17 protein-coding genes and 2 tRNA genes are annotated in these 21097 nt (G+C 48.0%); 16 read left to right on the top strand and 3 right to left on the bottom strand.

What is annotated here, in order from left to right:
• Positions 1–110 precede the first annotated feature (110 nt).
• From dnaJ to greA, 6 genes are all read left to right on the top strand, one after another.
• The gene (gene dnaJ, locus H5647_RS08365) at positions 111–1241 is read left to right on the top strand and encodes a molecular chaperone DnaJ (RefSeq protein ID WP_045857815.1); all 1131 of its coding nucleotides are present in this window, start codon (positions 111–113) and stop codon (positions 1239–1241) included.
• A gap of 299 nt (positions 1242–1540) precedes the next feature.
• A complete protein-coding gene (gene dapB / locus H5647_RS08370) occupies positions 1541–2347 on the top strand; it encodes a 4-hydroxy-tetrahydrodipicolinate reductase (RefSeq protein ID WP_045857816.1) in 807 nt (268 codons plus the stop codon).
• A 79-nt stretch (positions 2348–2426) separates the two neighbouring features.
• Positions 2427–3224 (top strand): polysaccharide deacetylase family protein, encoded by a 798-nt coding sequence (locus H5647_RS08375; RefSeq protein ID WP_045857818.1) that lies wholly within the window; start codon positions 2427–2429, stop codon positions 3222–3224.
• A 390-nt stretch (positions 3225–3614) separates the two neighbouring features.
• Positions 3615–4790: a glutamine-hydrolyzing carbamoyl-phosphate synthase small subunit gene (carA, locus tag H5647_RS08380; RefSeq protein ID WP_236075046.1), complete on the top strand. Its 1176-nt coding sequence runs from the start codon at positions 3615–3617 to the stop codon at positions 4788–4790.
• Positions 4791–4877: 87 nt separating this feature from the next.
• Positions 4878–8099 (top strand): carbamoyl-phosphate synthase large subunit, encoded by a 3222-nt coding sequence (gene carB / locus H5647_RS08385; RefSeq protein WP_045857821.1) that lies wholly within the window; start codon positions 4878–4880, stop codon positions 8097–8099.
• A 25-nt stretch (positions 8100–8124) separates the two neighbouring features.
• Positions 8125–8601 (top strand): transcription elongation factor GreA, encoded by a 477-nt coding sequence (gene greA / locus H5647_RS08390; protein ID WP_045857824.1) that lies wholly within the window; start codon positions 8125–8127, stop codon positions 8599–8601.
• A 507-nt stretch (positions 8602–9108) separates the two neighbouring features.
• Here the strand turns inward: greA and H5647_RS08395 are convergent.
• The 3 genes from H5647_RS08395 to H5647_RS08405 form a co-directional block, all read right to left on the bottom strand.
• Positions 9109–9795, bottom strand: coding sequence for a response regulator (locus H5647_RS08395; protein ID WP_045857826.1), 687 nt, complete (start codon positions 9793–9795; stop codon positions 9109–9111).
• A gap of 12 nt (positions 9796–9807) precedes the next feature.
• On the bottom strand, positions 9808–11223 hold the full coding sequence (locus tag H5647_RS08400; protein ID WP_045857828.1) for an ATP-binding protein: 1416 nt from the start codon (positions 11221–11223) through the stop codon (positions 9808–9810).
• 104 nt (positions 11224–11327) lie between these two features.
• A complete protein-coding gene (locus H5647_RS08405) occupies positions 11328–11627 on the bottom strand; it encodes a YhbY family RNA-binding protein (RefSeq protein ID WP_045857830.1) in 300 nt (99 codons plus the stop codon).
• 301 nt (positions 11628–11928) lie between these two features.
• Between H5647_RS08405 and rlmE the strand changes: the two genes are divergently transcribed.
• From rlmE to nusA, 10 genes are all read left to right on the top strand, one after another.
• Positions 11929–12549, top strand: a complete 621-nt coding sequence (rlmE, locus tag H5647_RS08410) for a 23S rRNA (uridine(2552)-2'-O)-methyltransferase RlmE (protein ID WP_045857832.1) — start codon at positions 11929–11931, stop codon at positions 12547–12549.
• A gap of 82 nt (positions 12550–12631) precedes the next feature.
• Entirely contained in the window at positions 12632–14539 is a 1908-nt protein-coding gene (gene ftsH, locus H5647_RS08415) for an ATP-dependent zinc metalloprotease FtsH (RefSeq protein ID WP_456243501.1), read from the top strand.
• 104 nt (positions 14540–14643) lie between these two features.
• Positions 14644–15528 (top strand): dihydropteroate synthase, encoded by an 885-nt coding sequence (folP, locus tag H5647_RS08420; protein ID WP_121495421.1) that lies wholly within the window; start codon positions 14644–14646, stop codon positions 15526–15528.
• Positions 15518–16861 carry a phosphoglucosamine mutase gene (gene glmM, locus H5647_RS08425; protein ID WP_045857837.1) on the top strand — a complete coding sequence of 448 codons (1344 nt, stop codon included), beginning with the start codon at positions 15518–15520 and terminating at the stop codon, positions 16859–16861. The genes folP and glmM overlap by 11 nt, the downstream gene beginning before the upstream one ends.
• A gap of 145 nt (positions 16862–17006) precedes the next feature.
• The gene (gene tpiA, locus H5647_RS08430; protein WP_045857839.1) at positions 17007–17747 is read left to right on the top strand and encodes a triose-phosphate isomerase; all 741 of its coding nucleotides are present in this window, start codon (positions 17007–17009) and stop codon (positions 17745–17747) included.
• An 18-nt stretch (positions 17748–17765) separates the two neighbouring features.
• Positions 17766–18146 carry a preprotein translocase subunit SecG gene (secG, locus tag H5647_RS08435; RefSeq protein WP_045857841.1) on the top strand — a complete coding sequence of 127 codons (381 nt, stop codon included), beginning with the start codon at positions 17766–17768 and terminating at the stop codon, positions 18144–18146.
• A gap of 95 nt (positions 18147–18241) precedes the next feature.
• Positions 18242–18326 (top strand) — tRNA-Leu (locus H5647_RS08440).
• A gap of 301 nt (positions 18327–18627) precedes the next feature.
• A tRNA-Met gene (locus tag H5647_RS08445) sits at positions 18628–18704 on the top strand.
• Between the two features lie 367 nt (positions 18705–19071).
• Positions 19072–19530, top strand: coding sequence for a ribosome maturation factor RimP (gene rimP, locus H5647_RS08450; RefSeq protein WP_045857843.1), 459 nt, complete (start codon positions 19072–19074; stop codon positions 19528–19530).
• Positions 19531–19593: 63 nt separating this feature from the next.
• Positions 19594–21084 carry a transcription termination factor NusA gene (nusA, locus tag H5647_RS08455; RefSeq protein WP_045857847.1) on the top strand — a complete coding sequence of 497 codons (1491 nt, stop codon included), beginning with the start codon at positions 19594–19596 and terminating at the stop codon, positions 21082–21084.
• Positions 21085–21097 lie beyond the last annotated feature (13 nt).

The following is a 21097-nucleotide window of genomic DNA, read 5'->3' on the forward strand; positions in this document are numbered from 1 at the left end:
TCAAACTTTCCGAGAAGCGCGGGGTTTATGCCCGCGCTTGTTGTGTTTAAAGGCGCCGTAAAAAAGCAGCGCAGACAACCATTATTAGTAAACGAAGAAGTTAAGCCCCTATGTCAAAACGCGATTATTACGAGGTACTTGGTGTTGCTCAAGATGCCTCAGGACCCGAGCTGAAAAAAGCCTACCGTAAAGTGGCTATGAAGCATCACCCCGACCGTAACGAAGGCAATAAAGATTCGGAAGAAAAATTTAAAGAAGCCTCCGAAGCTTATGAGGTGCTTTCTGACCAGCAAAAACGCGGCGCTTACGATCAATACGGCCATGCTGGCGTAGATGGTCAAGCGGGAATGGGCGGTGGCGGCGAAGGTTTCGGGAATTTCTCCGACGTTTTTGGCGATGTTTTTGGCGATATATTTGGCGGCAGTGGTGGAAGAGGCGGGCGCGGTGGCGTTGCTCGCGGGTCAGATTTACGTTATACCTTAGACTTATCTCTTGAAGACGCTGTTCGGGGCACCACGGTTAAAATTAGAGTGCCTACCTTAGTGGGCTGTGGTACTTGCGGCGGCAACGGTGCGAAGCCAGGCTCTAGCCCTATTACGTGTAATACTTGTGGTGGGCATGGCCAAGTGCGAATGCAGCAGGGGTTTTTCTCTGTGCAGCAAACGTGCCCTACATGCCGTGGTAAAGGTCAGTCTATTTCAGACCCTTGTAACAGTTGTCACGGGCAAGGGCGTGTAGAAGAAACGAAAACACTTTCGGTTAAGGTGCCTGCGGGTGTCGATACTGGCGATAGAATTCGCTTGGCCGGTGAAGGTGAGGCTGGTGCAGAGGGTGGTCCATCAGGCGATTTGTATGTGCAAATGTCGGTTAAAGATCATGAAATATTTCAGCGCGACGGCAAAAACTTATACTGTGAAGTGCCTATTAGTATGTTTGATGCGTGTTTAGGTGGCGAAATAGAAGTGCCTACACTAGATGGGCGCGTTAAGTTGAAAGTTCCGGCTGAAACTCAAACAGGAAAGCTGTTCCGTTTGCGAGGCAAAGGCGTTTCACCTATTCGTGGTGGTACTGCGGGCGACTTGCTGTGTCGTGTTATTTTGGAAACGCCGGTTAATCTCAGTGGTAAGCAAAAAGACTTACTCGAAGAGCTTCGAACGTCATTTCAAGGTAAAAAGCACTCGCCCAAACAGCACGGCTGGTTTGATGGAATGAAAAGTTTTTTTGGCGATATGAAAATGTAGAGTGCTCGTTTAAGCCTCTATTCTGTTTTATACGCTGAAGCGTTTTACGTTATAAAAATTACTCATCAATTGTTTGGCGCTATAGCCTACAAGCAACGCGTGCTTACTCTAGACGCGCGCCGTAATTTCATCCCTAGGTCTTCTCGTCCGCATTCATGCGGGCCAGAGTTCCTAGGGTATCCCCACAATTCATGCTTTCGGGCGGCAGAGTGGCGGCAAGACCTTTTACTCCTACATAACATTCTTTATTCTTTAACCTATTGACATAAAGTATTTTAAAAAACAAAAGAAGACTCTCTATGACAACTCGAATAGCCGTAACTGGCGCCGGTGGGCGCATGGGAAAAACCTTAATTGAAGCGGTGAGTATCGCCGAAGGTGCTGAGCTAACGGCCGCTATTGAACGCCCGGATAGTTCTTTGGTGGGCACCGATGCTGGCGAGCTTGCTGGAATTGGCAAAAACGGCGTAACGGTTGTGGGCGACATTAGAGCGGTTGTGGACCAGTTTGATGTGTTAATCGACTTTACTGCCCCCGTTGCAACCGTTGTTAATGCCCAGATTTGTGGAGCGGCTGGCAAGGGAATGGTTGTGGGTACGACCGGTTTTTCGCCAGAACAAAAGCAAACGTTTGATGTTGCGGTAGCGAGTATTGGTGTGTGTATGGCCTCCAATTTTAGTACCGGCGTAAATGTATGTTTCAAACTGTTAGATTTGGCTGCGCGTGCGATGGGTAACGATGTGGATATCGAGGTGTACGAGGCGCATCACCGACATAAAGTGGACGCGCCCTCCGGAACGGCATTAAGTATGGGCGAAGTAGTTGCCAATGCTTTAGACCGAGATTTAAATAAGGTTGCGGTTTACGGTAGAGAGGGGCAAACCGGTGCGCGTGAACGGGAGACCATTGGATTTGCCACTGTGCGCGGTGGCGATATTGTTGGAGATCACACGGTTTCTTTTTTGGCTGATGGTGAGCGTGTAGAAATCACACATAAGGCGTCTAGCCGAATGTCGTTCGGTCGTGGAGCTGTTCGCGCAGCGGTTTGGTTGTCGAGTGAGGCCAGTGGTCGTTACGATATGCAGGATGTGCTCGGGTTAAAGTAATTGCTTGAAGCGTGAATGTCTCTGAAAAATGAGCGTGAAGGGGTCAGTATTAGCGGGTTTAACGTAAGAAGAGAGGCGTATGAAATCGTTAGCGGGTATAGGGTTTGTGTTGTTAAGCCTGTTGTCGGGTATAGTTTTTGCGGAAGAGGATTATCCGTTTGAATGGCCCCGTCAGGCAAAAGCCGCTGTGGTGCTAACGTATGACGATACGCTTAATTCTCATCTAGATATAGCCGCGCCCCAGCTTGTTAAAGCAGGGTTAACGGGTACTTTTTATATTAGCGGCGGTCGCGGCGATATTCAGGGGCGTATGAGTGAGTGGCGAGCGCTGGCTGCGGGGGGGCATGAATTAGGTAATCATACGTTGTATCACCCTTGCCGGAAATCAATGCCGGGCCGGGAGTGGGTGTCTGCGCATTTGGATATGGATATCTACACGGTTGAACAATACGCTGCTGAATTGAATGTGACCAATAGCTTGTTGCAGGCTATTGATGGTGAGGCGCGTCGCACATTCGCCTATACCTGTGGCGACGAAACTGTTGTTAATAACGCAAGCGTTGTTGAGGTGATTAAGCCTCTTGTTATCGCGGCGAGAGCGGTCACACCGGATGGGTTCAATGATCCTCGTGCTATGGATTTCTATCACATTCACTCGGTTGACGTTGCAGGTAAAACCGGCGAAGAGCTCATTGCTTTGGCTGAGCAGGCAAAAGTTAGCAATCGTTTAATGGTTTATTTGTTTCATGGCGTGGGGGCCGATTACCTTAGTGTCGAGTCTAAAGCCCACCAGGCTTTAGTGAGTTATCTATCGTCTCATAACGACGATTATTGGGTGACAACGTTAAAAGATGCCGTGGACTATCTTCGCCCGTAAGAGGGGGGGTAGGTATTCGGTGGCCAAAACCATGAGGTTTTGGCAAACTCAATCTGTTCCAAACCCACCGAGATATTCCGTCGTTTTCCCTAGGCTTTTCATGGACAGACGCAATCTGTTTGCAGTAGAATCCGGCCTCAGATCAGGCGCATACCGCCTGGCTTGGTTTTGACGCCAAAATTGGCGCAAATCAGGTTCTAGATTCGTCAAGAAACGAGGTTCGTTGGCAATAGTCCCTGCCTCGTTTTTTTGCACAAGCCGCACGTAACTTTCTGCTATCTTTTAGGCTGATAGCCTGAACGACATATTCAAAATATGACTTGAATATGCTCTTTCGTGCGGCTTGTCGACAGCATTTCAGCATATTCCGTGGAGGAGATTCTTTTGGCATTGGTGCAGGCGACAGAGGTTCAGGACTTGGGGCAATTAATTGGCGCGGGTCGCCGGCCAGCGATATTGGTGCTGGAAGATGGCAGTGTTTTTAAAGGGATATCCATAGGGGCCGAAGGGCAATCTGTGGGTGAGGTGGTCTTTAATACCGCCATCACGGGTTATCAGGAAATTTTAACTGACCCCTCTTATGCCCGTCAGATTATCACGCTTACCTATCCCCATATCGGGAATACAGGCACCAACAGCGAAGACGAAGAGTGTGGCTCCATTTGGGCGACAGGACTGGTTATTCGCGATCTACCCTTCGTCTCCAGTAGTTTTCGTGACGAACAATCCTTAGATGAGTATCTAAAAGCTAAAAACATTCTCGGTATCGCTAACATTGACACGCGCAGGCTTACACGTATTTTGCGTGATAAGGGTGCGCAGAATGGCTGTATTATGGCGGGCGACGTAGACGAGACGAGCGCGTTGGCTGCTGCGCAAGGTTTTAGTGGCCTACAAGGGTTGGATTTAGCAAAAGAAGTCACAACGTCGACGATTCAGTCTTGGGCTGACGGTAGTTGGTCTTTGGGGAGCGGCTTTGGTGGGCTGCCTGAAGGCAAGCGCTACAAGGTCGTTGCTTATGATTTTGGCGCTAAACGCAATATCCTCAGAATGTTGGTCGATCGTGGCTGCGAGCTTACCGTTGTGCCAGCCCAAACCTCTGCCGAAGATGTGTTGGCTATGAAGCCAGATGGCGTTTTCCTCTCCAACGGCCCCGGTGACCCCGAACCTTGCGACTACGCGATAACGGCTATTAAAACGTTGCTCGAGGCAAATATGCCTTTATTTGGTATTTGCCTTGGTCATCAGTTACTGGCGTTAGCCAGTGGCGCTAAAACGGTGAAAATGAAGTTTGGTCATCACGGCGGCAATCACCCTGTTCAGAATTTGAAGACGGGAGAGGTATTGATTACGAGCCAGAATCACGGTTTTGCCGCGGACGAAGCCAGCTTGCCCGATTGTTTAGTGGCCACACATAAATCGTTGTTTGATAGCTCTCTACAAGGTATTCACCGCACGGATAAGCCAGCTTTCAGCTTTCAGGGGCACCCTGAGGCGAGCCCTGGCCCGCATGATGCGGCCGAACTATTCGACCACTTTATTGAGTTAATGGACGCAGCTAAGTAGTGCTGCCATCCTTGCTGCGAATGCAGTAACCCCCTTGCCCGCGTATAAGACGCAAAGTAAAGACATTAGCTAGGTAATAGAACTCCAATGCCAAAACGTACAGACATTAAAAGTATCTTGATTATCGGCGCTGGCCCTATCGTAATCGGGCAGGCCTGTGAATTTGACTACTCCGGCGCTCAAGCGTGTAAAGCGCTGCGTGAAGAAGGTTATCGTGTGATATTGGTGAACTCCAATCCGGCGACGATTATGACAGACCCTTCTATGGCTGATGCGACTTATATCGAGCCTATTACTTGGGAAACGGTCGAGAAAATTATTGAAAAAGAGCGTCCGGATGCATTGTTGCCCACTATGGGTGGGCAGACAGCATTAAACTGTGCGCTGGCGTTGCATGATAAGGGTGTACTTGATAAATACGGCGTAGAGTTAATTGGCGCAAAACAAGACGCTATCGATAAGGCCGAAGACAGAAACCGATTCGACCAAGCCATGAAAAAGATTGGGTTGGAATGTGCGCGGGCAAAAATTGTTCACACAATGGCTGAAGCCAATGAAGTGCCGAAAGAGTTTGGCTTTCCCGTTATTATTCGGCCGTCTTTTACCATGGGTGGTTCCGGTGGCGGTATTGCTTATAACTGGGAAGAGTTCGAAGAAATTTGTACGCGTGGCTTAGACCTGTCGCCAACCAACGAGTTATTGATCGATGAATCTTTGCTGGGTTGGAAAGAATATGAAATGGAAGTTGTGCGCGATAAAAACGACAACTGCATTATTGTTTGTTCTATCGAAAACTTTGACCCCATGGGTGTGCATACTGGTGATTCTATTACCGTAGCGCCTGCGCAAACGTTGACCGATAAAGAATACCAAATAATGCGTAATGCCTCGATTGCGGTATTGCGTGAAATTGGCGTTGAAACGGGTGGGTCTAACGTACAGTTTGCCGTTAACCCGGATGATGGCCGGTTAGTGGTTATTGAAATGAACCCGCGAGTTTCGCGTTCTTCTGCGTTAGCGTCGAAAGCCACTGGCTTCCCTATTGCAAAAGTTGCGGCAAAGTTAGCGGTGGGTTATACGCTTGATGAATTGCAGAATGATATTACCGGCGGCGCAACGCCCGCATCGTTCGAACCCTCCATTGATTACGTTGTAACCAAAATTCCACGCTTTACGTTTGAAAAGTTTGGCGATGCCGATGCGCGTTTAACTACGCAAATGAAATCGGTAGGTGAAGTGATGGCGATTGGCCGAACGTTCCAAGAGTCACTTCAAAAAGCATTGCGTGGTTTGGAGGTTGGGTCGGCTGGTTTTGAGCCAAAAATAGACCTTGAAACTGACGATGCTATCGGCACAATACGACGTGATCTTGCAACGCCGGGCGCGGAGCGTATTTGGTACGTGGGCGATGCTTTTCGTATCGGGATGAGCGTAGAAGAAATCTTTGACCAGTCAAAAATTGACCCTTGGTTTTTGGCGCAAATAAAAGATTTGATCGACACGGAGCAGGCCTTGGCTTCAACGCCATTGTCCGAAATCGACGCCAATATAATGTTCCAGTTAAAGCGTAAAGGCTTTTCAGATAAGCGTTTAAGTGATTTGCTGGCGGTAAGTGAAAAAACCGTTCGCGACCATAGGCATAAGCTTGATATTCACCCCGTGTATAAACGTGTTGATACCTGCGCTGCAGAATTTTCGACGGACACCGCCTACATGTACTCAACCTATGAGGAGGAGTGTGAAGCGCAGCCCTCTAGTCGAGAGAAAATCATGGTGTTGGGTGGCGGCCCTAACCGAATAGGGCAAGGTATTGAATTTGATTACTGTTGTGTTCACGCCTCTTTAGCTGCGCGTGAAAATGGTTATGAAACCATTATGGTGAACTGTAATCCTGAAACTGTTTCTACGGATTACGACACCTCAGATCGATTGTATTTTGAGCCTGTCACACTCGAAGACGTGCTTGAAATTGTCCATAAAGAAAAGCCAAAAGGCGTTATTGTTCAGTTTGGTGGCCAAACACCGCTTAAGTTGGCAAACGATCTGGCGGCAGAGGGAGTACCTATTATTGGTACTAGCCCAGAAGCTATCGATCGCGCGGAAGATCGCGAACGCTTCCAGCAAATGATTCAGCGTTTAGGCTTGCTCCAGCCCGATAATGCTATTGTGCGTTCAACAGAAGAAGCGTTGGCTGTGGCCGGTACGGTTGGGTACCCGTTAGTGGTTCGCCCGTCATACGTACTGGGTGGTAGAGCAATGGAAATTGTGTACACGCAAAATGAACTGCGCACTTATATGAAGGAGGCTGTTCAGGCGTCGGACGATTCCCCTGTATTGTTGGATCACTTTTTAAATAATGCGATTGAAGTTGATATTGACGCTGTTTCCGATGGTGATGCTGTTGTGATTGGTGCAATTATGCAGCATATCGAGCAGTGCGGCGTGCACTCCGGTGATTCGGCGTGTTCATTGCCCCCGTACTCACTGCCAGAAGATGTGCAAGACGAAATGCGCGAGCAGGTTAGAAAAATGGCACGTGAATTAGGCGTTATTGGCCTGATGAACGTACAGCTGGCCTATCAAGACGGCAAAATATATGTGATTGAGGTGAATCCTCGTGGTTCGCGCACAGTGCCTTTTGTGTCCAAGTGTATTGGTACATCCTTAGCAAAAGTGGCGGCATTGTGCCAAGCGGGTATGACGCTTGCGGAGCAAGGCTTCACAAAAGAAATTATTCCTGACTACTACAGTGTTAAAGAAGCGGTATTCCCGTTTAATAAATTCCCTGCTGTCGATCCTATTCTGGGGCCAGAAATGAAGTCGACAGGCGAAGTAATGGGTATTGGCGATACGTTTGCTGAGGCGTTTGCAAAGGCGCAGTTAGGTAGTGGCTCGGCTCTTCCCGAAGGTGGTACGGCTTTTATTAGTGTGCGCGATGTCGATAAAGAAGGTGCCGTGATAGTGGGTAAAGAGTTAGCCGACATGGGGTTTGAGCTTGTAGCGACAGAGGGTACTGCGAAAGTTTTAGAGGCGGCAGGCTTGAAGGTAATGCAAGTGAATAAGGTGAATGAAGGGCGCCCGCATATTGTAGACATGATTAAAAATCGCGATGTACACCTTATTATCAATACAACAGAAGGTAAAAAAGCGATTAAAGACTCTGCGTCTATTCGTCGTAGTGCAGAAAGTAATCACGTTTATTATACGACAACGCTAGCGGCTGCGAATGCACTCTGTATGGCATTGCGGTTCGGTAAGCCACTGGATGTGCGTCGTTTACAAGACTTACATAAACGTATAACTGGTTAATGAAACATAAGGGCGATTGAAACTAATGCAAAAATACCCTATGACAGTCGAAGGTGAAAAAGCCCTTCGAGACGAGTTGGAGCAGCTTAAAAAGGTTGATCGTCCTCGCATTGTTGCGGCTATTGCTGAAGCGCGCGAGCATGGCGATTTGAAGGAAAATGCCGAATATCATGCTGCGCGTGAGCAGCAAGGTTTTTGTGAAGGTCGCGTTCAAGATATTGAAGGCAAGCTTTCAACGGCGGTTATAATCGATATCATGTCGATGCCTCCGTCCGGCAAAGTTATTTTTGGTACAACAGTGAAGCTGATAAACGTTGAAACCGACGAAGAAATAGCCTACAAAATTGTGGGGCAAGACGAGGCGAATGTGAAGATCAATAAAATTTCAGTGACATCGCCTATCGCTAGAGCGCTCATAGGGAAAGAGGTGGGTGATGTTGCGGTGGTTAAGGCACCTGGTGGTGATGTTGAATACGAGATTGACGATGTGTTACATATCTAAATATGTAAAAGCATCGTAGAGCCCGCCCATAAAAAAACGGACATCGAGTCCGTTTTTTTATGGGCGGCAATTGGGCACTATCTTGCGGTCACCACCGCAAGATAGTATCTGGAAACTGGGTTCTGTCAATATTGGTCGCTAGATCGTTGCATTCTCCTCGCAGTAGAGGCGAGTGCCCGAACAAGTTTTTATCTAAAAGCCAGTAACCTTCTTTGCAATACCCTGTTTCGGCTATTTTCATATTGGCTTGAGCAACAAGTATTGATTCGGTTCGCCTAGTGCTTCTCTCCGACGTAGGCGCGTTTGGGGCGCCGTTTCTGCGCCGTGTATTTCTAGTGTCGATAGTTCTTAGCTCTGTCTCAAGGGGTAATAATTGTATTTGGAAGTGCTTTAACCCGCTTGACGTTATGCGTGTAGTGAACTGGGTTTCAGAATTCTTGGGTGGTTTTGTCGAGCTGCATCCGCAAAAAAACAGTATGGCAAGTGCGTAAAAAAAGTAACGTGTCATTATTGTGTGGGCTCGTATTTGTATCCAGCGCCGTATACCGAATGGATAACCTCTTGGTCTGCGGCGAGTTCTTGGAGTTTTTTGCGTAATTTTTTAACATGGCTGTCGACAGTGCGGTTACTTACAACACGATAGTCGCTGTAGATGTTATCCATAATAAATTGCCGAGAAAAAATTTTTCCTGGTGAATCGTACAGTAATTTAAACAGGCTGAATTCAATGGTTGTGAGTTCGGTGGTTTGGCCCTTGATGGTAACGTGGTGGCTGTCTTGGTGCAATTCGATGAGTGCCGTTGGTTGTGAAGGAAGAGTTCTACGTAACACAGCTTTTACTCGTGCGACGATTTCTTTTGGGCTAAACGGCTTACAGATGTAATCATCGGCCCCTAGCTCAAGGCCAAGTAAACGATCAATTTCTTCTACTTTGGCTGTTACCATAATGATAGGTGTTTGTGCCCACGCGGGCTTGTCGCGTAGCTCTCGGCATAAGCTTAGGCCATCTTTTTCTGGGAGCATTATATCCAGTAATATTAAGGTGGGTCGGTTGTTTTCGAGCCATGGCATTACCTCACCACCATTATGGATAAGATGGCAGGTGTAGTCCGCCGCTAACAGGTAGTCTCGAATGAGTTGAGCTAGATCTGGTTCATCTTCAACAATTAGAATTAAGGGGCGTGTGTTGGACATGAGGCGTATTCCTTAGTTCATTGGTAGCGTAATACTGATTTTCAGCCCGCCAAGAGTGGATGGCGACGCGTTTATTGTGCCCTCGTGCGCTTCAACTATATTTTTACAAATACTGAGCCCCAAGCCTGCACCGCCAAGTGCTCGGTTGCGAGATTTTTCTAGCCTGAATAGTCTGTCAAAAATCTTATCTAAGGCTTCGGCAGGAACGGAGGGCGCGCTGTCCTCAAGCGTTAGAATTATCGAATGCTCAGTTTGTGCTGCGCTTAGCTGAATTTTGCCCGGAGCGTCGGTATAGCGTGCACTATTTTCAATGAGGTTATCCAGTAATTGCTGTAAGCGCTTTTCATCTGCAAACAGACGAGTTTTTTCGTTAAGCTGGTTGCGAATGGTTAGCGATAGCTTTTCTTGAGCTAATTTTTGTTGGTAATCGAGGGCTACATTCGCAACGATTTTTTGTAGGCGTAAAGGCTCTTTGGTGTAGGTCATAGCACCTAAATCGGATAGGGATAATTCGTAGAGATCATTGATGAGGCTGCTAACAGCATCAACTTTATTGTTGAGTAGGTGCAGGTTTTCGGTGGTCGTTGGCCTAATACCGTCTAGCATGGCCTCTATCTGTGCTTTGATAACCGCAAGGGGAGTGCGCATTTCGTGTGAAATATCCGCTACCCATTGTTTTCGAGTGCTTTCGTTGAGGTTCAGGGTGCGTGCTAACTCGTTAAAGTTTTGGCAAAGCAGCCCTAGCTCATCCGCCGTATTGCGCTCTAGACGCACAGTATAATCGCCTGCGATGATTTGGCGGGCGCCGCGAGAAAGCTCGCTTAGGGGGTTAACGAGCCAGCGGGAGACGAGCATGGCGACAACAAACGAACCCGCGAAAATGGCAATGCTCAGCAAAGCGAAAGCTTTCAATTGTTGGTTGACGAATAGGCGGTCGACTGAGCGCATGAAGTCTTTTGGTTTTATGTAGCCAATATACCCAATTAATTGTTCGTTAAAATAGAGCGCTCGCCATGAATATTCGGCATTTTTAAAGTAATTACCGACAATAATTTGCTTGTTATTGTCGGTAAGGATCAGCTGGTCAATAAAGGCGCGTTCATGGGCTTTAACACTGGGGTGCAGAGGCGGCTCGTTATTGTTAACCGCTTGTCTTTGCTGTTGTTCGATAAATTCTCTAAAGGTTTGATAGCGTAGCCGACGCCAAAGGCGTTTATCGTTCTTAAGCGGCGCAAGGGACATTTCCTTCGAATAGATCTCGGTAATCGTATTTTCGAGAAATTGCAGCCGGTCGATGGCCTGTTGTGTGACGTAATCAAGAAAACCTTGCCGAACACTGGCGTGATTCAGCAGCAGCATTGCAGAAGTGCTGAGCAGCAGAGTGAGGAGAAACGTAAGCCAGAGCTTGAATTTAATGCTTTTTATCATGGGAAGACGCCTGAATGGGCAGTATTGCCAAGACCCCTTGCAACCGCAAGCGGCAAATTCAAGCTTCCTTTATATTTGCATTTTTGAATACGGCGCTTAGAAGTTTAGCGAATATTCGATTTCTTTGGGTGAGGCTTTTTCGCGGCCCGAAAGAAAAGTGCAACTTTACCTATTTCTTGGATGGTCTGCGCAGAGCATTTAGCGCTTATCTCAGCAATGGCAGCTTTGCGGGCTTCACGATCAATAATTGAGACTTTAACTTTAATTAATTCATGGTCTTCAAGTGCTCGATCAATTTCGGCAAGCACGTTTTCGGTGAGGCCTTTACCGGCGATGGTGACAACGGGGTTTAGATCGTGGCCAATGGTTCGGTATTGCTTAACTTTATCGTTGGATAGGCTCATGATGGAACTCGCTACAGAGAGGTTAAATCGGGGGCGACATTGTACAGGGTTATGGCCGAGAAGCGCGACTATAGGCGCCTGCACTGCGTTTTATTTAGTGCGGAACAAGAAAACGAGCAGGTTGGGCTGGTGGATTGCGTGCCATATTTGTATCGCGGTAGTATGAAGCGGCTTGTAAAGCTTGTTCAAAGCTTCCCTATACTCTTAGAATGCGCGCCCTAGTTGTGATTGCAATCCGCCTGGGGCTATGTGTTGCAAGCTAATGGTGTAGGCCAATGGAACAAGATAATAGAGTGAACTCATGTCCAGATCGAAAAGTAGTAATCGTTGGTTAGATGAGCATTTCAGGGATCAATATGTGTTAGCGTCCCAAAAAGATGGTTATCGCTCACGGGCTAGCTACAAGTTAGTTGAGCTAAACAAAAAAGATCGCTTGTTTAAGCGCGGCATGACAGTAGTCGATTTAGGTTCTGCGCCCGGAGGCTGGTCGCAGGTTGCCGCTCAGGCAGCAGGCGATACAGGCATTGTTTTGGCCTCCGATATTTTACCTATGGACTCCATAGCGGGTGTTACCTTTATTCAGGGTGATTTTACGGAAGAGAGCGTGCTTAATGAATTGTTGGCCGCAATGGGAGAAAAACGCGCAGATCTTGTAATTTCTGATATGGCCCCCAACATGAGTGGTATTGCGGCGGTTGATCAACCAAAAGCGATGTATTTGGTTGAGCTGGCGCTTGATATGGCGATTCAAATACTGAGCCCCGGTGGCAACTTTGTCAGCAAAGTCTTTCAGGGTGAAGGGTTCGATGATTTTCTACTTAATTGTCGCGCGCACTTTAATTCCGTTGTTACCCGCAAGCCCGATGCTTCTAGAGCGAGATCTCGAGAAGTCTATTTGGTGGCGAAGGGCTTTAAAGGCTAGACTGCGGGTATTACTCGGATATAGCGAATTTGCAAGTCCCTATTGAATTTCAGTTGGGACGGACTAATCAGGAGAAGCAGCCTTGAATGACATGGCTAAAAACCTCGTACTTTGGCTTGTAATAGCCGCTGTACTTTTTACCGTTTTCCAAAACTTTAATGAAACCGCGCCTCGCGATGAAATGACGTACTCTGAGTTTATGCTCGAAGTGCAGGACGATCGCGTAAGTGAAGTCATTATTGAGGGGCAGATGATTCGAGGCATTCGCCTAGATAACACCTCTTTTTTGGTTGTAATGCCAGAAATCCTTGACTTGAAATTGATGGATACCCTATTGGACCATCGAGTTAAGGTAAAAGGCGCTGTTCCCGAAAAGGCTAGCCTATTAGAGCAACTCTTGGTTGCGAGCTTTCCTATTTTGTTGTTTATAGCTGTATTTGTGTTTTTTATGCGGCAAATGCAGGGTGGTTCTGGTGGCCGCGGGGGCCCTATGAGTTTTGCGAAAAGTAAAGCTCGGCTGCTAGGCGAAGATCAGGTCAAAACAACGTTTGCAGATGTGGCAGGTGTTGATGAAGCCAAAGAAGATGTGCAAGAGCTTGTTGAATTCTTACGAGACCCTTCTCGCTTTCAGCGCTTGGGTGGGCGAATTCCTCGTGGCGTATTAATGGCAGGCCCTCCAGGTACCGGTAAAACGTTACTGGCAAAAGCAATTGCTGGCGAAGCGAAAGTGCCTTTCTTTTCAATTTCAGGTTCAGATTTTGTTGAAATGTTTGTCGGTGTCGGTGCCTCTCGCGTGCGAGATATGTTCGAGCAAGCGAAGAAGCAGGCCCCTTGCATTATCTTTATCGATGAAATTGACGCCGTTGGCCGGCATCGTGGTGGCGGTCATGGCGGTGGCCATGATGAACGCGAGCAAACGCTGAACCAGCTGCTTGTCGAGATGGACGGTTTTGAGGGTAATGAAGGCGTTATTGTGATTGCCGCAACTAACCGCCCAGACGTACTGGATAAGGCCTTGTTGCGCCCCGGTCGATTTGACCGACAGGTGTTTGTAGGGTTACCGGATATCCGCGGTCGTGAGCAAATTTTAAAAGTTCATATGCGAAAAGTGCCTATGGACGATCAGGTGCAAGCGTCGATATTAGCGCGTGGTACGCCCGGGTTTTCCGGCGCCGACTTGGCAAACTTGATAAACGAAGCCGCATTATTTGCTGCGCGTGCGAATAAACGTTTGGTGACGATGGAAGAGTTTGAAAATGCGCGCGATAAGATTTTAATGGGCGCAGAGCGCAAGTCCATGGTGATGAGCGAAAAGGAAAAAGAAAATACCGCCTACCACGAAGCGGGTCACGCAATTGTTGGGCGCCTAGTGCCTGAGCACGATCCCGTGCATAAGGTTAGTATCATTCCGCGGGGTAGAGCGTTAGGCGTTACCCAGTTCTTGCCGGAAGAGGATAAATACAGTAGCAGTAAGCGTTCATTGGAGTCTCGATTGTGTGCCTTGTTTGGCGGTCGTATTGCTGAAGAAATGACCTTGGGTTTAGATGGCGTTACAACAGGTGCATCTAATGATATTGAGCGTGCAACTGAAATTGCACGGAATATGGTAACCAAGTGGGGGCTATCGGAAAAGTTGGGCCCGCTTCACTACGGCGAGGATGAAGGCGCATACCCTGGCACGGGCTCCCCTCAGTATTCTGGTGAAACGTCCAGTGTCATTGATGCAGAGGTTCGCCGGATTGTGGATGAGACTTATGTTGAGGCTAAAAAGGTACTCGAAGATAATCGCGATATTCTTGACGCAATGAAAGATGCGTTGATGGAGTACGAAACGATCGATGCCGATCAGGTTGACGACTTAATGGCGCGCCGTAAAGTGCGCCCGCCACGTGATTGGCATGATACCGGTGCTGGTGGCGATGGGTCTGGCGGTTCTGATGCTCGTTCTTCTGACAGCCCGTCTGTGGGTGACCCTGCTAACCAGCATTAATGCTAGGCGCCGCCACATGCTTCAGTGTGGCGGCGTTTCTTTTTTTGGCTGAAAAGCCTGTCTATTATTTCACGGGAAAAAGCGTTAGCGCTCTCACATTTATCATGCTTCTTCATTGTGGTTCCCGTTCTATCGATTTGTCTTCCCCTAAAGTGATGGGTGTTTTAAATGTAACGCCAGATTCTTTTTTTGATGGCGGTAAGCATTACGCCGCATCAGGGGGTGAGTCGCGCCTCTTGATTGATCACGCCGTGAAAGCGGCTGAAGCGATGGTCTTGGCTGGCGCGGCATTTATCGACGTTGGCGGTGAGTCCACGCGGCCAGGCGCGGCCGATGTAAGTGCTCAGCAGGAAGCCGATAGAGTGCTGCCTGTGGTGGAGGCTTTGGCGAGTCGTGTAGATGCTGTTGTTTCGGTTGATACGTCAACAGCCTTGGTCATGGTCGAGGCATGCCGTCTTGGCGCGGGCTTGCTTAACGATGTGCGTGCGCTTGAGCGCGAGGGCGCGTTGGCTGCAGCAATAACAACAGGGTTACCTATTTGTTTGATGCATATGCAAGGTAATCCCGCCACAATGCAGGATAATCCCGCTTACATTGATGTCGTGGGCGACGTTAGTCAATATTTGGCCGCGCGTATAGCGCTGGTGGTAGACACTGCGTCTGAGTTAGGTATGGTGCCGCCTCAGCTGGTGTTAGATCCTGGGTTCGGATTTGGTAAAACAGATAATCATAATATTGCTCTTCTTAATGGGTTGACCGAGCTTTCGGCGCTGCGGCTCCCATTGTTAGTAGGGCTTTCGCGTAAATCGATGCTGGGGCGGCTGCTGGGGCGACCGCCGAGTGAGCGATTGGCTGGGAGTTTGGCGTTGGCACTTATCGCGGCGCAAAATGGCGCAAATATTATTCGGGTGCACGATGTGCCCGAAACAATGGATGTAATAACACTACTACAACAGGTCAAGAATGGGGGACACCATAGTGGCGCGTAAATATTTTGGTACAGATGGGATTCGGGGCAAGGTTGGCGAAGGTGTGATTACCCCGCAGTTTTTTTTACAGCTCGGCTGGGCCGTAGGAAAGGTACTTGCAGAACAGAAAGATCATACGGGCAATGGCACCGTCTTGATCGGTAAAGATACGCGTATTTCTGGCTATATGTTCGAGTCTGCGCTGGAGGCCGGGTTGATAGCGGCAGGCGTCGATGTGGGGCTGCTAGGCCCAATGCCAACGCCCGCCATCGCATACTTGACTCGAACGTTTCAGGCGAGTGCGGGGATTGTTATTAGTGCATCCCATAACCCTTATGGGGATAATGGTATCAAGCTGTTTAACACTCAGGGAACAAAGTTGGCCGATGAAGTGGAGCTGGCTATAGAGGCTCAAATTGATAAGCCGATGACAACTGCGTCAAAGCTGGGTAAGGCACGGCGTATACCCGATGCAGAAGGTCGGTATATCGAATTTTGTAAAGGAACGCTGCCTTGGGGCTTTAGCTTGGCGGGGCTTACTATTGTGCTTGACTGCGCTAACGGCGCTACCTACGCCATTGCCCCAAAAGTAATGGAGGAGCTTGGTGCGAACGTCATTGTGATTGGTAATGAGCCCGATGGATTGAATATCAACCTGAATTGCGGCTCTACAAAAATGAATCAGTTGCAAAAACAGGTGCTGGAATCTCATGCTGACTTGGGAATAGCGTTTGATGGTGACGGCGATAGAGTTATGTTTGTCGACGATCGCGGTGAAATATTGGATGGCGATCAATTGATCTACATTATTGCCGCGTACCGAAAATTGCGGGGTGAGGGGTGTAATGGTGTCGTTGGCACGCTTATGAGTAATTTCGGTTTTGAGAAAGGCCTTGAGAGCTTAGAGATTCCTTTTGTTCGGGCGAAAGTCGGTGATCGCTATGTGATCGAAGCGATGAACAATAATAACTGGAGCATTGGAGGGGAGTCCTCTGGCCACATCGTTTGCGCTGACGTGACGACAACTGGCGATGGTGTTATTGCCGCGTTGCAGGTACTGAAGGCGCTTATGGCTGAACAGCAAAGCCTGTATGACCTGAAACAGAGAATGCAAAAAATGCCACAGGTGATGGTTAATGTACCGGTGAATAATCGCATAGATGTTGACGCTGACCCCGTGGTTCAGTCTGCCATAGCGGATGCTGAAATACGCATGGAAGGTAATGGGCGGGTGCTTTTGCGGCCATCCGGTACTGAGCCTGTAATTAGGGTAATGGTTGAAGGGCAGCAGCATAGTTTGGTGTCAGAGATTGCTCACGAATTAGCCGAGATCGTTGGTAAAGCGGTTTCGTAAAGATTTTCATTGTTCTGGCGTTGTAACCCGCGGCAATCTCCGCTACTATTTGCGCCCGTTTTGTTGGGCTCGCGCGGTAATGTTTTGCGGGTAACCATGCAAGCCAGAAATTTGCATCAAAAACCAGAAATAAAGGTAGATCCTTATGCGTCGAAAGATCGTCATTGGTAACTGGAAAATGAATGGCAGTGTTAGTGCCAATCAAGAATTGCTGGCTAGCCTAACAGAGCAGTGGGGCGGTGTTCATCAGTCGGAAATGGCTGTGTGTCCCCCTTATCCGTATTTAGCTGCGGCGGCTGTACAGCTAGAAAAATCGAATATTGGCTTGGGTGCCCAAGATCTGAGCGTTCAAGAAAGCGGAGCCTATACGGGCGAAGTTTCCGGTAGCATGTTGGTCGATAGTGGTTGCCAGTATGTATTGGTAGGTCATTCGGAGCGTCGTGAGTATCATAGCGAATCCTCCGAATTGGTCGCAGAGAAGTTTGAAGTAGCCATCGGTAAGGGTTTGATTCCCGTACTGTGTGTTGGTGAAACGCTTGCTGACCGTGAAGATAATAAAACCTTTGACGTTATAGGTAAGCAGTTGCTGGCCGTTGTTGAGCGTTGCGGGTTGTCGAATGTGGCTAAAGGTATTATTGCTTATGAACCCGTTTGGGCGATTGGTACAGGCAAGACAGCTACACCGCAAATGGCTCAGGATGTTCATTCCTATATCCGAGAGGTGTTAGGGCCTGAGGGAGATCAAATGCGCATTTTGTATGGCGGTAGTGTTAAACCCGATTCTGCAGAAGGTTTGTTTGCTCAAAAAGATATTGATGGTGCATTGGTGGGCGGTGCTGCGCTTAATGCCAACGACTTTGTTGCGATTTGTCGCGCTGCAGAGTAACAAAATTAGAGAATAAAAATGGAAAACATCATACTTTTGGTTCACCTGTTAACAGCTTTGGCGATCATTGTGCTTATCATGCTTCAGCAGGGTAAGGGCGCAGAGATGGGCGCATCTTTCGGTGCTGGCGCCTCGCAAACGTTGTTTGGTTCGGACGGCTCTGGTAATTTCTTTTCTCGCATGACCGCAATTTTTGCTACCGTGTTTTTTGTTACAAGCTTTGCTTTGGCTGTAATTGCGAAAGAAAAAACTGAAGTTAACGATGATTTTGCGCTTCCCGAGTTGGAGCAGTTGGAGATTCCTACCGTTAGCGAGTCTGATGTGCCGGGCGAAGTCCCGTCGTTGGGTGCGGGTGCAGAAGGTGCAGGTGATGATGTTCCGCAGGTGCCGGTAAATTAATAATCTGTGAAGGTTGCGCGGTTACGTTAGTATAGCGCGCTATACGGCTTGGGCTCCTCTCCCAGTGCTGTTTAGGTTGAAACGTTTGTAAATATGCCCAAGTGGTGGAATTGGTAGACACGCTATCTTGAGGGGGTAGTGGCGTAAGCCGTGCCGGTTCAAGTCCGGCCTTGGGCACCATTTTTATGAGTGAAAACCGGTAATGTTGCGGGTTTTTACTTTCGGGTTTGTGTTTTTGCGGGAAGTTTTCGGCGTAGAAAATAGTATTTTGGAAACAATCAATTTACTGCTTGACGCACCATATGCCTCCCCCTATAATGCGCCCCCTCTGCTGCTAAGGTATATCGATAGCAAGGCAGAGAGACTGATACAGTCTAATGGCTTGAAGAGTTTAAGTTGTTGGTTGTAAAGCTGGAAGGGCAACGCTTTCATGCTTGAATCGCTTGGTAAGCAAGTCGGTTGTCGGTAGTAGTTGTTCTGGTGCGGGGTGGAGCAGCCTGGTAGCTCGTCGGGCTCATAACCCGAAGGTCGTTGGTTCAAATCCAGCCCCCGCTACCAATTATTTAATAAGTGAGATGTTGGTGGTTTTTTAAATCCCATAATTACATTTTGCTTTAAGTGTATCGGAAGCGCCCGTTAGCTCAAGCGTTTTAAATGATCACTTATATTCAAGGCTTGGGTCGCTTAGTGTGCCAAGCTGGCAGATGAAAGTCTGCATTCGAGAGGCCCCACTTTGGGGTTTTTTCGTATCTGGCGTCAGGGCATTGTTTTTAGGTGTTGCCTTGAGTTGGATAGGCTAAAATATTGCCGATGTGTTGGCTGCACGTTGGTTGTCGTATAGATGGGCTTAGCGCCCATTTTTTGTTTGTGATTTAGGGTTCTAAGTCACAGCCATCTTTTTATGCTTGACGGAGAATAGAGTCGCTTGGCAGGTAAACAATCGCAACTTGAAGAATTACTTGCACCAGTTATTGAATCGCTGGGTTGCGACCTATGGGGTCTTGAGTATTTCGCACAGGGTAAGAAGTCGATGCTGCGTGTCTTTATTGACCGCAAGCCTGACGGGGTATTGGTTGAAGACTGCGAAAGAGTCAGTCGTCAAATCAGTAGTGTAATGGATGTGGAAGACCCGATTACTGGAGAGTACACCCTAGAAGTTTCTTCTCCCGGCATGGACCGACCATTGTTCAAGTTGGAACAGTATCTTGATTACGTTGGCGAGAAGTTATCAGTAAAACTGAGAACCGGCTTCGACGGGCGCAAAAAATTCACAGGCCTTTTAAAAGGCATCGAAAATGACGAAATTGTACTTGAGGTTGATGCCGAAGAGTATTTACTTCCGTATGAGCTCGTCGATAAGGCGAGCGTCATTCCTCGCTTTTAAAAACAGTTGACATTATTTGCAAACTAAGCGGTTTTCCGAATTTAAGGATTCAGAGGCAACTCGATGAAAAAAGAAATATTGTTGGTCGCAGACGCAGTTTCCAACGAGAAAGGTGTTGATCAAGGTGTTATTTTTGAAGCCTTGGAGCTAGCACTTGCTACGGCCACTAAAAAACGTTACGACGAAGATTCTGATATTCACGTTACGATTGATCGTAAAACAGGTGATTATGAGACGGTTCGTCGTTGGTTGGTTGTGGATGACGACACCTTGGCGGAATTGGGCACCCAGTTCACCACGGAAGAAGCTCTCGAGAAAGACACCAATTTGCAGATTGGCGACGTATACCAAGAAGTCATAGAAAACGTAGAATTTGGGCGCATTGCAGCCCAAACAGCTAAGCAAGTTATTGTTCAAAAGGTGCGTGAAGCCGAGCGCGCTCAGATCGTTGATTTATATCGTGACCGAGTAGGCGAGCTAATTTCTGGTTCGGTTAAAAAAGTAACGCGCGACAACATAATTGTTGATCTTGGTAGTAATGCTGAAGCGTTGCTGCCTCGCGAAGAACTTGTTGGTCGCGAAGTGTTTCGTATGAATGATCGAATTCGCGCATTGCTTGTAGAGGTTCGTCCCGAAGTGAGAGGGCCTCAGTTATTTTTGAGCCGCGCCTGTTCTCAGATGCTGGTAGAGCTTTTCAAAATTGAAGTTCCTGAAATATCGGAAGAAGTGATTTCGTTAAAGGCTGCAGCACGCGACCCTGGTTCGCGCGCGAAAATTGCTGTTTCAACGAACGATGGTCGTATTGATCCTGTGGGTGCCTGTGTAGGCATGCGGGGTTCTCGAGTTCAGGCGGTTTCAAATGAACTGGGTAATGAACGCATCGATATTATTCTTTGGGATGATAACCCCGCGCAATTTGTCGTGAACGCTATGGCTCCTGCAGAAATCGAATCTATTGTTGTTGACGAAGAAGCCAATTCCATGGATTTGGCTGTTGGAGAAGATAACTTAGCTCAGGCGATTGGTCGAGGCGGTCAGAATGTTCGGCTCGCATCAGAACTGTCGGGCTGGGATATCAACGTCATGAGCGTTGAACAGTGGAACGAGAAACAAGAAAAAGAAGCGGGTAGTTCGAAAGATGTCTTTATGGACGCTTTGGATATCGATGAAGACGTTGCCGACGTTCTTGTCGATGAAGGTTTTACTACGCTAGAAGAGGTTGCATACGTACCTCTAGAAGAGTTTCTTGCGATAGATGGTTTTGATGAAGATATCGCAAATGAATTGCGTAGCCGAGCAAAAGATGCCTTGATAACTCAAGCGCTTGCCAGTGAGGAAGAAACTGCAGGGCAAGAACCGGCCGAAGATTTGTTGGCAATGGAAGGCATGGATGAAGGGCTCGCGAACACTTTAGCTGCTCGTGGCGTTATCACCATGGAAGATTTGGCAGAGCAAGCTGTTGACGAATTAATGGAAATTCACGGCATGGATGAAAAGCGTGCAGCCGCTTTAATTATGAAAGCGCGCGAACCTTGGTTTGCAGACGAAAACTAAGTCTAGCAATCCA

The organism is Teredinibacter purpureus (assembly GCF_014217335.1).
Lineage (GTDB): Bacteria > Pseudomonadota > Gammaproteobacteria > Pseudomonadales > Cellvibrionaceae > Teredinibacter > Teredinibacter purpureus.